We start from the raw sequence: 15,330 nt of genomic DNA on the forward strand, positions 1-15,330 counted from the left end.
AGCCCTTCAGAAAGGCACGGCCACGGTCAGTTGGCTATAGAGGTTGGTGCGATTGCCTCCCACCTGGTTACCCCCGGTGTCGGCATCTTTCTTGGGTTGATAGATGCCCACCAGCGGGCTGATGATCAGGTGGCTGTTGACTGCCCACTCGGCGTACAGGTCCAGCTCACGGGCATCCAGGTTCAATGCATCGTTTTTGCGCAAGGTAGTGAAGTCGAAGTACAACGCGCCGACCGTCAGGTTCTCCAGCGGTGTCGCCCTGAAACCAACGTGATGCACACCGGTGTTGCTGTTGAACGGGCCGGCATAATTGGAGGCCACTTCGCCCTGGAACCACGTGCCGTAACCGGTGCTGAGTCCGGTGAACAGCGGGTCCCATTTTTGTGAGTAGCGTGTGTAGCGGTAGGTCAACTTCGGCGCCCAGCCGACATCGGCGAAGGTGTAGCCGGCTTCGGCATACCAGGCTTTTTGCGGCCCTGCATCCTTGTCTTGCCAGGCGTATTCGAAAGCGAAGCTGGCGTTGTCCATGCCCGCGCTGCCTTCGCCGCGCAGGCTGTAAGTGTTCAGGCCCTCGCGCTGTTTCTGGAAATCGCTGGCCCACTGGTCGGTGACGCTTATGCCATGAACCCAGGTCAACCCCAGCGTACCGGCGGCACCCGTGTAGTCGAGGGTGCCCGCCGCCAGCTCGGTTTCAGCCTGGGCACGGTTATCCGACTTGAGCCACAGCACCGAGCCGTGCAGCCCCTCTTGCCCACCCAGGCGCAACACGGCGGTGCGGTCGAACGCGTGACGTGCCGCGAGGTAGTAGGCGCCACCGCGATTCAACGCACCGTCCGCCGGGCCGTTGCCCAGATTGGGGCCGTCGTCGTTGATCAGGAACCCTCGTCCGATCTTGACCACTTGGCGGCCGAGGGAAAAGTCCACACCGTCCTTGCCCAGCGCCGGAAACAGGTCAGCCGAGCGCCACCCCAGGTAGGCGTCTTCGATTTTGGTCGTGCGCTCGCTGCCATCGGTGTTGCCCGCCGCGTCGCCGTCGCCCCAGGTGCCGGAGCTGACCCAACTGAGCGCGCCGTACGCGGTGCCGTTACCGGCCAGGCCCTGATCGCCGCTCAACCCATACTTGATGAACCCTTCGCGCCAGGTCGAGCCGCCCGGCGTGCCATCGTAGTTGTGACGGCTGTTGAACATCCCGTATACGGCCAGGAAGTCCGCGTTCAGGTGTGTGTCATCGTCGGCATACAGCGCATAGGCCTGTGCCGAAGAGTGGCCGACCAACAGTGCGATACCCAGGCCGACGGCCTTGGACAACCTGCGTGTTTTTTGTGTGTGCTCCATTGTTACGTTCCCCAGCGTGGTTGGACAGCCAATAGGTCGAGGACGCATTAAGATGATCCGCAGCGGGGTAAGTCTTTCACCTGCGTGCCACGTAATTGATCCTGCCCGCCAAGCCATAGGCCTTGGCAGGCAGCTGCAAAAGCGACGGCAGACATGGGCAAGACGATCAGCGCGTGTGAGGCGCACAGTGATTTTGCGCACGATGCCGTTTCGATCAGGGACTGGCTGGGGAGGGCTTTATCGCCGGCTCCTTGTACGGCTCGATGCATCCACTCAGAAATCCGCTTTCGAGGATCCGTACCATGTCGATCAATGACCGGCTCACACAGCATTTGAAACGGGGCAGCGTCGGGTTTCCGACCGCGCTGGCCAGCACCATCGGCCTGATCATGGCCAGCCCGGTGATTCTCACCGCGACCATGGGCTTCGGCATCGGCGGCAGCGCGTTCGCGGTGGCCATGCTGATCGCGGTGGTGATGATGCTGGCCCAGGCGACCACCTTTGCCGAAGCCGCCTCAATCCTGCCGACCACCGGCTCGGTCTACGACTACATCAACTGCGGCATGGGCCGTTTCTTTGCAATTACCGGCACCTTGTCGGCGTACCTGATCGTGCATGTGTTTGCCGGGACGGCGGAGACGATTCTGTCCGGGGTCATGGCCCTGGTGAACTTCGAGCACCTCAACACCCTGGCGGAGTCTGCCGGCGGTTCGTGGTTGCTGGGGGTGGGGTTTGTGGTGGTGTTCGGCATTCTGAATGCCTTTGGCGTCAGCGCCTTTGGCAGGGCCGAGATCATCCTGACCTTCGGCATGTGGACCACGCTGATGGTGTTTGGCGTGATGGGCCTGATCGCGGCGCCGGCGGTGCAGCTCGAGGGTTGGTTCGGCGTGTCGCTGGTGGGCACCGACCTGATCACCATTCTGTCGCTGGTGGGCATGGCGATGTTCATGTTCGTCGGCTGCGAGTTCGTCACGCCGCTGGCGCCGGACCTGCGCAATTCGGCCAAGGTGATGCCCAAGGCGATGATTTTCGGCTTGTTGAGCGTGGCCACCTGCATGTTTATCTACGGCGCCGCGATGAAGCGCCAGGTGGAAAACGTACTGCTGGATGCCGCCAGCGGCGTGCACTTGTTGGACACGCCCATGGCGATTCCACGCTTTGCCGAGCAGGTCATGGGGGATATTGGCCCGTTGTGGCTGGGCCTTGGCTTTCTGTTCGCCGGCGCCGCCACCATCAACACGCTGATGGCGGGCGTGCCACGGATTCTCTACGGCATGGCGGTGGATGGCGCGCTGCCCAAGGTGTTCACTTACTTGCATCCGCGCTTCAAGACGCCGCTGTTGTGCATCTTGGTGGCGATGCTGATTCCGTGCCTGTATGCGCTGTGGTTGGGCGGCAACACCGACAACATCATGCACCTGGTGCTGGCCGCTGTGTGTGCGTGGAGTTTTTCCTACCTGCTGGTGACGCTGTCGGTGGTTATCCTGCGTATTCGTCGTCCTGACCTGCCACGGGCTTATCGGTCGCCGTGGTTCCCGTTGCCGCAGATTCTTTCCAGCGTCGGCATCTTGCTGGGCATGTGGTTCATCACCCCGCCGGGCATGAACCCGGCAGATATTTATGTGCCTTTCGGGGTCATGCTCGGGATCACGGCGGCGTACGCGTTGTTCTGGACATTGGTGGTGCAGAAGGTCAATCCATTCAAGCCCGCTTCGGTCGAAGAAGTGCTGGCCAAGGAGTTTTCCCATGAACCTGGTAACGTTCACAACGCTTATCTCGAGCAGGCTGCAAAAGCTGTCTGAGCTGTTCAGTGCCCAACGGGCGCCGGCCGGTTACCGGCCGGGGGTCACGCTTGAATATGTTAGGCGTAACCTCGGGCTGGCGAGTTTCGCCTCGACCGGGCCTGCCCGTGCAGCGTTTCGCTTGGACGATACCGGCCTGCAGGTGGACGTTGCCGAACGCACCGAATCGCAACTGCTGATGCACCTGGTCATGACCGAATTCATGCTCACGGTGCCCGCCACAGAGCAGGGCAGTGCACGCTTTGAGCTGCACCACCGCGGGGCGATTCGACGCACGGGGCTGGCGTGTCGGCAACGCTCGGGAGAGCCGGCTCTACTTGCCAGGCTCGAGGCGGCTTTGAACGACGACCTCAGCCTGCATCAAGCGCTGATGGGGCTCGACTTCAAGCGCCTGCACATCGCGTTGAGCGGGCATCAATGGCAGGTGCGGCTGGAACACATCGGCGGCAGCGAGGTGGTCAACCGCATGCCGGCGTTTCGTCGCTACATTCCGTTGAGTGACGCTCAACGGGCAGGGTTGTTGACTGTTTTGGCGGGCTTGCAGCGGGTATTGGGCGCCGTCTGATCGGGATACTTGGCATCATTAGTGCTTCCACAGTCGCTATCACGGACTTGTTGCGCCTATATAGATAACATGTTAACTATTGGCCAACAAAAACAAGAAGCCATTGTGGAGATGCCATGAGCACTTATCAGTCTGCGCACTATGGGTTGGAAACCTGGACTCGGGACCTGCGGGCGGCCTGCGGCCATTTCGACACGGAACTGGCCTTCAACCGTTCGCTGTTCATCGGTGAAGTGTCCAAGCACTCCCGGGGCGGCCTGTCACTGGCCAACCTGCGGACCAATGCGGGGCTGATCAAGCGCGAGCGACCCAACGCCGATCACGATATGGACCAACATTGTTTCCTCGTCAGTCAGCGCAGCGGCTATTGCCAGATCACCCAGAACGGCCAAGTCATCCAGTTGGCCCCCGGCGATATGCTGCTGATGGACTCCACGGGCTCGATCGAGATCAGCCCGTTCGGCCTTATCGAACATGCGTCCCTGTCACTCTCACGCCATGAAGTGTGCAAGCAACTGGGTGGTGCACCGAAAACCTTCGGCAAGATCTCTTCGAGCAAGGCCTGTGGGCGCATGCTCCATGTGTTGATGGACCAACTGTGCCGAGAAGGCCTGGAGGGGCAGGACTCGATTGAAGAGGCCGATGCACTGCAAGCAGCGTTTGTCTCCTTGCTCGGGTCAGCCTTTGAATTGCACGACGCGCCGGGCGACTGCGCGGCGTCGTTGCAGGGCAGTAACCTGCGCAGCTACGTACAGAAAGTCATCGACGAATCGCTGACCCAGCCCGGCTTGAGCCCGGTGGGCCTGGCCAATCGCTTGAACATCTCGGTGCGGCATTTGTACCGTTTGTTTGAAGAGCAGGACGACAGCGTCTGCCGCTACATCCAGCGTGCTAGGCTCAAACGCAGCGCGGATGATCTGACCAACCCCTTCCTCAAGCGTGAGTCGATCACCTCGATCGCCTACAAATGGGGCTTCACCGATTCCGCGCACTTCAGCCGCTCGTTCAAGAAGCAATTCGACCTGTCGCCCAAGGACTTTCGGTCTACGCACCTGCAGCAAACGGTCGGGGCGGCGTAGGTTCGCATCGATCAATGAAACCGCTCACCCTGTCGGCCCATAACATTTGTACCGTGGCGGTCGAACACTTTGCCGACCACGGCTACGACGCCTCCTCGCTGAGCGCAATCGCAGAGAGGGCCGGCATGCGCAAGGCGTCGCTGTATGCGCACTTTGTCAGCAAGGATGCGCTGTTTCAGAAGGTCTTCGAGATTGCCTTGGCCCATGAGCACTCGTACATCGCGCAATGCTTCAAGGAGGAAGCCGGACACACCGGCGTGCCGGGGCAGTTGCACCTTGAACGGTTGAGCGGGCGTTATGAAGGGTCGGCGCACCTGCGCTTCCTGTTGCGCACGGCGTACTTTCCGCCGGCGGACATTCGCGGCGTCATCACCGCAGGATTCGAGGGTTACCTGGCGCGCATTCGCGATGACTTTCAGCGTGCAGCGCAAGGTCGGTACAGCACGGTGCAACCCGAGGCGCTTGAGGTGTTTTGCGACGCCTACCTGGGTGTCGTCGACAGCCTGCATGTGGAGCTGATCTACTCAACGCCCCAGGGTTACGTCAAACGGCTTGCGGCCTTGTCGCGGGTGTTCAGTGATTCACTGTCGATGCTCTAATGGGTGACCGCTCTTCAGCGGATACACCCCGATCAAAATGTGGGAGGGAGCTTGCTCCCGTTGGGCCGCGAAGCGGCCCCAGCTCTTTGTTTCAAAAGACTGGGACTGCTGCGCAGTCCAACGGGAGCAAGCTCCCTCGCCACAGGTACAGTGTTTGCCCTTAACTGACTGGCATTAGGGCAAGCCTCCTCCCACAGTTGATCCGGTTTACAGCCCGCCATCCACCAGACGGGTCTGCCGGGTGATGCAGACCATTACTGTCGATGCTTGAAAGGGCCGAGCGCTATTCAACTGATACATCGCGATCAACAGGTGGGAAGGGCTTGCTCCCGATGAGGGCGTGTCAGTGGGTGCATCCGGTGACTGACCCACTGCGATCGAGGGCAAGCCCTAATGCCAGTCAGTTAAGGCGTAGAAAGGGTAAAAAATAACCTGTGGCGAGGGAGCTTGCTCCCGTTGGGCCGCGAAGCGGCCCCAGCTCTTTGTTTCAAAAGACTGGGACTGCTGCGCAGTCCAACGGGAGCAAGCTCCCTCGCCACAGGTACAGTGTTTGCCCTTAACTGACTGGTATTAGGGCAAGCCCCCTCCAACCTTTGATCCGGTTTACAGCCCGATAGAGGTCATTTCACCTCAGGCAATGTCGACCCGCCATCTACCACGATGGTCTGCCCGGTGATGTAGGCCGCCAGGTCGGACGCCAGGAACAACATGGCCCCGGCAATATCTTCCGGAGCACCGAGCCGTCCCAGGGGCACGCGGGTGGCGATGTCGGCATTGACCTGGTTGTCGCCCAGGTTATCCATGGCAGGCGTGGCAATCATCCCGGGCTCCACGCCGTTGACGCGCACCTGGTAGGCGGCCAGCTCCAGCGCCGCATTGCGGATAAAACCGTTTACCCCGGCCTTTGACGCCGCGTAGTGGCTGAGCCCTGGGTAGGCAACCCGTGGCCCGGTGACCGACGACGTGACCAGCACACAGCCGCCGCCCTGGCGTTGAAACATGGGCAAGGCAGCCTGGGTCAACCAGAACAGGGCCGAGAGGTTGACCGCCAGCGTGCGCTCAAGAATCGCCGGGGTGATCTGTGCGAATGGCGTCAACGGAAAGTAGCCGGCGTTGTGCACCAGGATATCCAGGCGGCCCCAGCTGCGTTCGATTCCCTTCACCCATTCGAGTACCGCCGCCGCATCGGCCAGGTCAACCTCGATGGCCGCGACCTGGCACGCTCGCGCCGTCAGGTCGTCGGCCAGCGCCTGGGCTTGCGCCAGCTGAAGGTCGGCAATCATCACACGCGCGCCGCGCACAGCAAACGCCTCGACGATGGCCCGGCCGATGCCCTGCGCGCCACCAGTGACCAGCACGGTTTTGCCGCTGAAATTCAAGTCGTCAGGCATGTGCGCGCTCCATATGGGCATAGGCCAGTGTCGGCACATCGACGATGCTCGAACCGCCGTCGGCGACCACGCTGGCCCCGGTGATGATCGAGGCATCGCGGCTGGCCAGGAAGCGGCAGACCTTGGCGATTTCTTCGGCGCTGGCGGGGCGTCGTAACGGTACGTCGGCGCATACGCGGGCATAGGCTTGCGGCAGTGTGTCCCCATAAAAGCTCATCAGCGGCTGCATTTCTTCGTCGGCCATCGGCGTAGTGACCCAGCCTGGGCACACCGCGTTCACGCGCACGCCGCGTGGGCCGTAATCCCGCGCCAAGGAGCGATTAAGCCCGAGCAGCGCGTGCTTGGCAGTGGTGTAGCCGCACACTTCGGGACCGGCGGCCAGGGAGGCGATGGAGCCGAGCAACACGATAGTTCCGGCGCATTCGATCAGCAGCGGCAGGCAGGCGCGGGCGCTGTAGAACGCACTGTCCAGGTTGCTGCGCAAGGCCGCCTCCCAGGTGGGAGGGCTGGTCTCGGTGGCGCTGCCCACACCATGCCCACCGGCGCAGGCCAGCAGCACATCGAGGCGGCCGTAGCGCTCACGGATCTGTGCGACGAAGCCTTCCCAGCTGTCCGGACAGGCTGCGTCGCCGACCAAGACCAGGCCGCCGGTGTCCCCGGCCACTTGCTCCAGAGGCTCGCGGCGCCGGCCGATCAGCACCAGGTTGGCGCCCTCGGCGGCGTACAGCCGGGCGCAGGCGGCACCGATGCCCGTGCCGGCCCCGGTGATCACAACGGTACGTGGATCAGGCATCGGGATACTCCGTGCGGTTGAGCACTTGGCAGTAGGAGCTGACCGGAAAGTTCGACAGCTCATCGAAGGCCGCGCCGGCATAGCCGAAGATCTTGCCGTCGCTGCGGTGCTGTTGCAGGTCGATCAGGACCAGACCGAGGGTGGGGATGATCTTTTCGCGCCAGACGAACAGGTACAACTGATCGGCAATCTTGTAGTAGTCACAGCGGTCGGTGTCGCACAAGCCTTGCTCCACACCCTTGAGGCATTGCCAGGCATAGAACTGATCGTTCAGGTAGATGTGTTCGTAGACTTCGCTGGGGCTGTAGCGATACAGGTTGCGCAAGCCGGTCAGTTCCTGAGTGGGCGCGTGGGGGCATTGGCCGGGCTGCCAGGGTTGGTCCAGGCTGCCATGCAGGAAGTCCACGTCCACCGAGGTCAGGGCCTTGCCGGCCAGGGCGCGGCTGTAAAGGCCTTCCTCGGTTTGTTCGCGCTTGGGCATGCGGCCGATCACGGCGGTAAAGGACGACGTGGTGGTGTCCAGCACCAGGCTGATCGACCAGGCCTGACCGGCCTCGTGCTTGATGAAGTCGACCAAGTACAGGCCCGGGCGTACCGAGGTGGCGCGGTATGCGGCCGACCCGCTGGAGTGACCGTCGGCGGCGTGCCATTGCAACGCCTCGGTGTCAAAGCGATGCTCGATCTGCCAGCCGTTGGCGAAGTGCAGGTGGAAGGTCTTGCCGTTGAGGTCGGCAAGGTTGGGCAGGATAAACGCGTCGGGCGCGAAACCGTCGGCGAGGGCGCCTACGGTGATCCAGTCGGATTGGGTGGTCATGGCATGGCTCCGGTTGATGGAATGGACATCCCGGATCATGCGGCGGGCGAGGAGGCTCGCCTATCAACCGAAGGGTTGAGGCGGCTTAAAGAAACAGCGCGGCGACCAGCTCGGTGCGGCTGCTCACGCCCGTCTTGCGAAACAGGTGGATCAGGTGGGTCTTGATGGTCGGCAGGCCGACGCCCAGCTCCAGTGCCAATTGCTTGTTGCTTGCACCTTGACGCAATAACCAGGCGATCTGGCGCTCTTTGGGCGTAAGCCCGGCCAGCGCATCGTCGCAGGGCTGCATATTGGCCACGGCCATCTGCAGCAACGCCTGCAACGCGTTGAGCTGAGTCAATTGGTCGGCGGTAAACACCCCTTGTTCGGCGGTGCGCAGCAAGGAGATGGCCGCCTGCGGCTGGTCGGCGCGATGGGCGACGATCTCCACCACATCGACCACGCCGTAACGCTGCAGGAAGTCCCGGTAACGGTGGCTGTCACGCGGCGGCTGGCGTGCCATGGCGAAACCCAGGGGCACCACCGTCAACCCGCTGGACAGGCAATTGCGCGGTTGCAACGGGTCGAATTGGCGGTAGTTGTCCAGATAGTCGCGGTGCATTTCACGGCTCATGCCGTGCAGCCGGAAGTCGCACGCTTGCAGTTGGCGGTCGACACAATAGAACGCCGCCTGGCTGACGGGGACGAGCTGGGTAAAAGCCTGCAGGCAATGGCCGGCAACTTCCTGAGCGGGGAGGGTGTGCATGGTCAGTCACCTGCGCCGGAGGAAACGCTGCTGGCCGAAGCCAGCAGGCGAAAGCGATCAGACTACCGCGAAATAATGCTTCACAAAACTCTCGCTCACCACCTCCCACAATACCGGTGTGCCCTTGGTCACAAACCAGCTGTCGCCGGCCTTGTAGCGGGTGGTCTGGCCGGTGCTTTCGTCGGTCAACAGCACTTCGCCGGTGACCACCGTGGCTTGCTCGGCGAACGGGTAGACCATCCGGAATTTGCCTTGGGTGGTGCCGAAATAGGCGCTGCTGACGGGGTCGGTCGGTGCGCCGAAGGTCATTTTGCCAAAGGCGTTGACTTCACCTTCGAGGATCTCGGAGCCCAGGTCGGCAACGGTGCCCCAGGCATCGAGGTCCGACAATTGGGTATCTTTTTTCAGGGTTGTAACGGGCATGGCAGTTCTCCTGTGAATGAAACAGCGGGGCTTAACGGCGACCGTTGAAGTAGCCCGAGAGTTGGTGAAGGCTTTTGCCGGCCGTGAGCAGCAGTGGGCGGATATGATCCTTGCCCATGATCTGCGCATGCTTGACCGAGCTGATCAGGTCGTAGCGCGAAGAGCCTTCGCTCATGCCTTCGGCCAAGACCTTGCAGATGATGTGGCTGGGCGTAACCCCAAAACCTGCGTAACCCTGCACGTAGAAGGCGTTGGGGCGCCCGCTCAGCGTGCCGATCTGCGGGAACAGGTTGGCCCCGGTCGCCATCGGCCCGCCCCACGCCAGGTCGATTTTGACGTCCTTCAGGTACGGGAAAATCTTCAGCATCAGGTTGCGGTTCCAGGCTTTGAGGTCCAGCGGGATGTGCTCGACAAACGGCGTGGCGGCACCGAACAGCAGACGGTTCTCGTTGGTGACGCGGTAGTAGTCGATGACCGGCCGAATATCGCTGTAGGCACCGCGGATCGGGCTGATGCGGTGGATCATCTCGTCCGACAGCGGCTCGGTCATCAGCTGGAAGGCGTAGGTGTTGACGGTGGTTTTGTGCAGTTCAGGTTCCAGTTTGTTGAGGAAACTGTCGCAGGCCCACAACAGCTTGGCGGCTTTGACTGAACCTCGGCCGGTGCGCACGGTGATGCGCTCGCCGTAGCTGACCTCCAGGGCGGGGCTGTGCTCGAAGATGCGCACGCCATGACCGGCCAGCGCCTTGGCTTCGCCCAGCAGCAGGTTCAGCGAGTGCACGTGCCCGCCGCCCATGTGCAGCAACGCGCTGGTGTAGGCGTCGGAGCCGATGATCTGCTTGACCTCGGACCCGGCCATAAAACGGATTTCGTCCTTGGTGTTGATCGACTGGAAGTCCTTCTCCCAGGCGCGCAGGGTTTTTTCCTGGCGGGCATTGAAGCCCATGTAGCCATAGGCGTGGCAGAAGTCGGCGTCGATTGCGTATTTGGCGATACGGTCCTTGATGATGCCGGCGCCCAGCTCGCTGATTTCAAAGATCTGGCGCAGGCCCTCGTCGCCCACCTGGTTCTTGATTTTTTCCAGGTCATGGCCGATCCCCGCCATGATCTGCCCGCCGTTGCGGCCCGTACCGCCGAAGCCCAGGTAGCGCGCCTCGAGTACCACGATGTTGGTGATGCCTTTTTCCGCAAGTTCCAGTGCGGTATTGATGCCCGAGAAACCGCCGCCAATCACGACCACGTCGGCTTCTACGTCCTGCTCGAGCGTGGGAAAGCTGAGGTTGTATTTCTTGGTTGCCGAATAGTAGGTAGGCGTTTCGATATTGATCATGGCGCAGCCTGGAAAAGTGAAGGGATCTCGCTGCAGAGCCGACAAACAGCTCTGTGCCTGTTGGGGTGTATTAAGTGCCTTCCGAGCGGTAGGTGTCTTGATTCTGTGTGCCGCCGGCCTTGATCGTGGCTGCCAATGTCAACGATGAATCCGGCCGGGCAATAAAGCGGCACACGCCAATCGGCGGCCGGTGTTAGAGTGTTGTTAATCTGTTAACTAATTACGACGTCTCCATTTATGTCCAAACCGCGCCAATCCTTGACCCTTACTTTGCTCCAGGCGCGTGAAGCCGCCATGGGTTTTTTTCGGCCTTCGCTCAATCAACACGGACTGACCGAGCAGCAGTGGCGGGTCATTCGTATCTTGAGCCAGCACGAGGAGCTTGAGATCAATCGCCTGGCTGAGCTGGCGTGCATCCTCAAGCCGAGCATGACCGGTGTGCTGGTGCGCATGGAAGCGGCGGGCATGGTTGAGCGGCGCAAGGCGCAACAGGATCAACGGCGTGTGCTGGTGCGGCTGGCCGAGAAGGGGCAAGCGTGTTTCGATTCGATGAGCCAGAGCATGGAGGCCAATTACCAGCGTTTACAGGCGGACTTTGGCGAAGAGAAGTTGCAGACTTTGCTGGCCTTGCTCAACGAGCTTAAAGGCCTCAAGCGCTAATTAAGCGTGGGTGTAAACCGATCCAAATGTGGGAGGGGGCTTGCCCCCGATGGCGGCCTGGCAGCCGACCTGGATGTTGGATCAGACGGAGTACATATCCGTTATTTAGGTAACGGCCACTTAGGGTTCCGCTCTTACAGCGGCTCACTTTTGGAGAGACCCAAAAGTAAGCAAAAAGTCTTCGCCCCAACACTCGGCACCTCGCCTAGGCTCGGTGTGCCCTCACTCCGGCTTGAATCCGTGGGCCGCCGCCACGCGCCATCCATGGCGCGGGGCGGCTAACCCGGCGTCCTGCCGGGTTGCCCACGGATTCAAGCCTGCGTTCGGCCAGCGTGTTTGACGGGGCGCCTGAGATCAAGATCACAAGCAGATCACAAGCAGATCAAAAGCCGGCGCCTGCATCGTTAGTAGATGGCGCCAGCGGTGCTGGTGGGTGCCGATGAACCCTTGAACGCCGCCGCCAGGGTTTGTAGCCCGCGCATCAGCACTGTGGTGTCCACGCCCACCGCGACAAACGCCGCTCCCAGTTCGATGTAGCGCCGGGCCAGTGTCGGGTCGGCGCTGAGAATACCGGCGGCTTTGCCGGCGCTGCGGATGCGCGCAATGGCGTCTTCGATTGCCGTCTGCACCTGCGGATGAGCCGGGTTGCCGCGATGGCCCATCGAGGCGCTCAGGTCCGCCGGCCCGATAAACACGCCGTCGACCCCCTCCACGGCGGCAATCGCGTCGAGGTTGGCCAGGCCTTCGCGGCTTTCGATCTGTACCAGCAGGCATATCTGCTCATCGGCGTGGTCGAGGTAACCGGGAATGCTGTTCCAGCGCGACGCCCTGGCCAGTGCGCTGCCGACGCCCCGAACCCCGTTGGGCGGGTAGTGAATGGCATTCACCAGTTGCCGCGCTTGCTCGGCGTTTTCCACCATGGGCACCAGCAGTGTTTGCACGCCGATATCCAGCACTTGCTTGATCAGTGCGGTGTTGCCGACGACCGGGCGAATCACCGGATGGCTGGGGTAGGGCGCCACGGCCTGGAGCTGGCCGAGCATGCCGCGCAGGTCGTTGGGCGCATGTTCGCCGTCGATCAGCAGCCAGTCGAACCCGGCGTTGGCGGCCAGCTCGGCGCAGTAGGCATCGGACAAGCCCAGCCACAGGCCGATCTGGGTTTCACCGCTGCGCAGGCGCTGTTTGAAGGTGTTGACAGGCATATCCATCGAGCGATCTCCGGTTAGACGAATCGGCAGGCGATGGAGCCCAGCATGTCGTAATCGACATGGAAGGTATCGCCTGGGTTGGCCGCGACAGGGCGGGTGAAAGAGCCGCCCAGGATGATTTGCCCGGGTTGCAGGGTCACGTCATAGGCCGCCAGTTTATTCGCCAGCCAGGCCACGCCTTTGGCCGGGTGATTGAGCACGGCGGCCGAGACGCCGGATTCCTCGATCACGCCATTGCGGTAGAGCACGGCGGGCACCTTGCGCAGGTCGATCTCGGTGGGGCGCACGGCACGCCCGCCCATGACCACGCCGGCGTTGGCGGCGTTGTCGGAGATGGTGTCGAACACCTTGCGGGTCGCCTTGGTGTGCGGGTCGACTTGCTGGATGCGCGCGTCGATGATCTCCAGCGCCGGGATCACCCATTCGGTGGCGTCCAGTACATCAAACACCGTCACGTTCGGGCCTTTGAGCGGTTTTCCGAGGATGAACGCCAGCTCCACCTCGACGCGCGGCACGATAAAGCGTTCGAACGGGATGTCGGTGCCTTCATCGAAGAACATGTCGTCGAGCAGCGCGCCGTAATCCGGCTCGGTGATGTTGGACGAAACCTGCATGGCGCGGGAGGTCAGGCCGATTTTATGCCCGACCAGCTTGCGCCCATCCTTGATTTTCTGCGCTACCCAGGCGCGTTGAATGGCATAGGCGTCTTCAATAGTGATTTCTGGGTGATCCAGGGAAAACTGACGCACCTGCTCGCGTGAGCGTTCAGCCTGGTCGAGGCGGGCGGCGGCTTGCTGAATGAGGTGTTGATCAAGCATGGCAAGGGTTCTCTTACTGAGGGTTGACGATGGCCGCCTGGGTGCGCAGCACCAGCAAGCCACCGAGTGCAATGAGCAGCGCCAGCACGTAAAGCGCCAGGCTGGCGCTCTGGGTGGTGTCGCGCATCCAGCCGATCAGGTACGGCGCAAAGAACGAGGCGATGCTGCCGAAGGAACTGATCAAGGCGATGCCGGCGGCTTGGGTGTGGTTGGACAGGAACGCCGGCGGCAACTGCCAGAACATCGGCAACGCCGCGCTGGCACCCATGCCGGCGATGATCAGGCCGCCCAGTACCAGGGCCGGGTTGGCGGGGGCGAGCCCGGCGATGGCAATACCGGCCGCCGACATCAGCAAGGGCACGCACAGGTGCCAGCGGCGTTCGCGGTGGCGGTCGGACGAACGTCCGCAGCCGAGCATGAAGAAACAACCGGCCAGGTAGGGCACCGCACTGAGCAGCCCGACCTTGCCGTCACTGCCGATGCCGGCGCCATGGATCAGTGTCGGCATCCAGAACGCCAGGGTGTTGACCGCCAGCATTACCGCGAAATACACCGCCACCAGCAGCCACACTTGCGGATTACGGAGAATGGCCGAGAACGAGGTGATGGATTTGCGGTGTTCTTCCTGGTGCAGCTGCTCGCGCAGTTGCTGCTTTTGCACGGGCGTCAGCCACTTCACCGTTTCGAAGCTGTCCGGCAGGCATTTGAGCACCACCAGCCCAAGCAGAATCACGGGGGCGCCTTCAATGACGAACATCCACTGCCACCCGCGCAAACCGCCCAGGTCATGAAAGTGTTCCAGGATGCCGCCGGAGAGCGGCCCGCCAATCACCCCGGCCATCGGCACGGCGATGGCAAACAGGGCGGTGACTTGCGCGCGCCGACCGGCCGGGTACCAGCGGTTCAAAAACACCAGGATGCCTGGGAAGAAACCGGCCTCGGCCACACCGAGCAAAAAGCGCAGCACATAGAAGCCCATGGCGCTGTCGATCAGGAACATGCACGTCGACAACGCGCCCCACACCACCATCAACACGGCAATCCAGCGCCTGGGGCCCACGCGGTCCAGGGCCATGTTGCTGGGCACGCCAAACAGCGCGTAGGCCACGAAGAACAGGCCGGCGCCGAAGCCGTAGACCGTGTCGCTGAAGTTGAGGTCGGCGCTCATCTGCATTTTGGCGAAGCCGATGTTGATGCGGTCGAGGTGGGCAAAGAGGTAGCAGATCAGCAGCAGCGGCATCAGCCGCCAAGTCACGGTGCTGTGGGTTTGGTCACGGACGTCGGTGCCGAGCGTGTCGGCGGTATTGGCTGAGCTCATGGTTTTATACTTTTTGTCTGAGAGGCCGATGGAACGAGCGGGTGGGTGTGTCAGCCCACCTGCGCCTTGAGGAAGGCGTGCACGTTGTTTTGCTTGAAGTTGAGCTGCTCGTGCAGCTCGATCATTTCAAACGACAACGCCAGCAGCCGCTGGTCCTGCAGCGCGGCGAAGTGCTGGGTGATCACCGCGAAGAGTTGTTCGGCGACCTTCTGGCGGGTTGCCAGGTCGCGACCATGGCCGACCTTCAACGTCATGTGCACGAAGGCGTAGTCGTGCTTGCCATCGGCCATGCGCCAGGTGTCGAGGCGCACGCCACGGCTGCGGATGCCACCCAGGGGAAAAACGCCGCTGTCGCCCAGGGTGGCGTGGACTGTTTCGAACAGGCCAGGCAGGTCGGCTTGCTGTTCGATGTTGTCGGTGTACTCAACGATAAAGTGGGGCATGAGGGGC

General features: G+C 62.0%; 16 protein-coding genes. 5 read left to right on the plus strand and 11 right to left on the minus strand.

The features are described 5' to 3' along the window. Window positions 1-6: 6 nt before the first annotated feature. A complete protein-coding gene (locus tag AO064_RS12730) occupies window positions 7-1,335 on the minus strand; it encodes an alginate export family protein (RefSeq protein WP_064053525.1) in 1,329 nt (442 codons plus the stop codon). A gap of 302 nt (window positions 1,336-1,637) precedes the next feature. Between AO064_RS12730 and AO064_RS12735 the strand changes: the two genes are divergently transcribed. The 4 genes from AO064_RS12735 (at window position 1,638) to AO064_RS12750 (ending at window position 5,380) form a co-directional block, all read left to right on the plus strand. Then, complete coding sequence (locus tag AO064_RS12735; RefSeq protein ID WP_064053526.1) at window positions 1,638-3,137, plus strand: APC family permease; 1,500 nt, start codon at window positions 1,638-1,640, stop codon at window positions 3,135-3,137. Then, window positions 3,082-3,702 carry a DUF3156 family protein gene (locus AO064_RS12740; RefSeq protein ID WP_064053527.1) on the plus strand — a complete coding sequence of 207 codons (621 nt, stop codon included), beginning with the start codon at window positions 3,082-3,084 and terminating at the stop codon, window positions 3,700-3,702. Before AO064_RS12735 ends, AO064_RS12740 begins: the two co-directional genes overlap by 56 nt. Window positions 3,703-3,818: 116 nt before the next feature. After that, complete coding sequence (gene feaR / locus AO064_RS12745; RefSeq protein ID WP_064053528.1) at window positions 3,819-4,781, plus strand: transcriptional regulator FeaR; 963 nt, start codon at window positions 3,819-3,821, stop codon at window positions 4,779-4,781. Between the two features lie 14 nt (window positions 4,782-4,795). After that, window positions 4,796-5,380, plus strand: coding sequence for a TetR/AcrR family transcriptional regulator (locus AO064_RS12750; protein WP_064053529.1), 585 nt, complete (start codon window positions 4,796-4,798; stop codon window positions 5,378-5,380). A gap of 620 nt (window positions 5,381-6,000) precedes the next feature. Here the strand turns inward: AO064_RS12750 and AO064_RS12755 are convergent. The 6 genes from AO064_RS12755 to AO064_RS12780 all read right to left on the minus strand — a co-directional run bounded on the left by AO064_RS12755 (window position 6,001) and on the right by AO064_RS12780 (window position 10,876). Continuing rightward, on the minus strand, window positions 6,001-6,771 hold the full coding sequence (locus AO064_RS12755; protein WP_064053530.1) for an SDR family oxidoreductase: 771 nt from the start codon (window positions 6,769-6,771) through the stop codon (window positions 6,001-6,003). Further along, window positions 6,764-7,564 (minus strand): SDR family NAD(P)-dependent oxidoreductase, encoded by an 801-nt coding sequence (locus tag AO064_RS12760; RefSeq protein ID WP_064053531.1) that lies wholly within the window; start codon window positions 7,562-7,564, stop codon window positions 6,764-6,766. The genes AO064_RS12755 and AO064_RS12760 overlap by 8 nt, the downstream gene beginning before the upstream one ends. Further along, window positions 7,557-8,378 carry a molybdenum cofactor biosynthesis F family protein gene (locus tag AO064_RS12765; protein ID WP_064053532.1) on the minus strand — a complete coding sequence of 274 codons (822 nt, stop codon included), beginning with the start codon at window positions 8,376-8,378 and terminating at the stop codon, window positions 7,557-7,559. Before AO064_RS12765 ends, AO064_RS12760 begins: the two co-directional genes overlap by 8 nt. An 85-nt stretch (window positions 8,379-8,463) precedes the next feature. Continuing rightward, window positions 8,464-9,123: a helix-turn-helix transcriptional regulator gene (locus tag AO064_RS12770; protein ID WP_064053533.1), complete on the minus strand. Its 660-nt coding sequence runs from the start codon at window positions 9,121-9,123 to the stop codon at window positions 8,464-8,466. Window positions 9,124-9,180: 57 nt separating this feature from the next. Then, entirely contained in the window at window positions 9,181-9,546 is a 366-nt protein-coding gene (locus AO064_RS12775; protein WP_012724441.1) for a cupin domain-containing protein, read from the minus strand. A gap of 31 nt (window positions 9,547-9,577) precedes the next feature. Then, a complete protein-coding gene (locus AO064_RS12780) occupies window positions 9,578-10,876 on the minus strand; it encodes an NAD(P)/FAD-dependent oxidoreductase (protein ID WP_064053534.1) in 1,299 nt (432 codons plus the stop codon). A 237-nt stretch (window positions 10,877-11,113) separates the two neighbouring features. On the opposite strand from AO064_RS12780, the gene hpaR reads away from it, so the two are divergent. Beyond that, window positions 11,114-11,536 (plus strand): homoprotocatechuate degradation operon regulator HpaR, encoded by a 423-nt coding sequence (hpaR, locus tag AO064_RS12785; RefSeq protein ID WP_064053535.1) that lies wholly within the window; start codon window positions 11,114-11,116, stop codon window positions 11,534-11,536. A gap of 404 nt (window positions 11,537-11,940) precedes the next feature. Here the strand turns inward: hpaR and hpaI are convergent, their stop codons facing one another. Genes hpaI through AO064_RS12805 form a run of 4 tightly spaced genes read right to left on the minus strand, consistent with a single transcriptional unit; the run spans window position 11,941 to window position 15,323 of the window. Further along, window positions 11,941-12,744 (minus strand): 4-hydroxy-2-oxoheptanedioate aldolase, encoded by an 804-nt coding sequence (gene hpaI, locus AO064_RS12790; RefSeq protein WP_064053536.1) that lies wholly within the window; start codon window positions 12,742-12,744, stop codon window positions 11,941-11,943. Between the two features lie 14 nt (window positions 12,745-12,758). Then, window positions 12,759-13,562: a 2-oxo-hept-4-ene-1,7-dioate hydratase gene (gene hpaH, locus AO064_RS12795; RefSeq protein WP_064053537.1), complete on the minus strand. Its 804-nt coding sequence runs from the start codon at window positions 13,560-13,562 to the stop codon at window positions 12,759-12,761. A gap of 13 nt (window positions 13,563-13,575) precedes the next feature. Then, window positions 13,576-14,880, minus strand: a complete 1,305-nt coding sequence (locus AO064_RS12800) for an MFS transporter (protein WP_064053538.1) — start codon at window positions 14,878-14,880, stop codon at window positions 13,576-13,578. A 50-nt stretch (window positions 14,881-14,930) separates the two neighbouring features. Further along, a complete protein-coding gene (locus tag AO064_RS12805; RefSeq protein WP_012724435.1) occupies window positions 14,931-15,323 on the minus strand; it encodes a 5-carboxymethyl-2-hydroxymuconate Delta-isomerase in 393 nt (130 codons plus the stop codon). Between the last annotated feature and the right edge of the window lie 7 nt (window positions 15,324-15,330).

It is taken from the genome of Pseudomonas marginalis, assembly GCF_001645105.1.
GTDB classification, from domain to species: domain Bacteria; phylum Pseudomonadota; class Gammaproteobacteria; order Pseudomonadales; family Pseudomonadaceae; genus Aquipseudomonas; species Aquipseudomonas petroselini.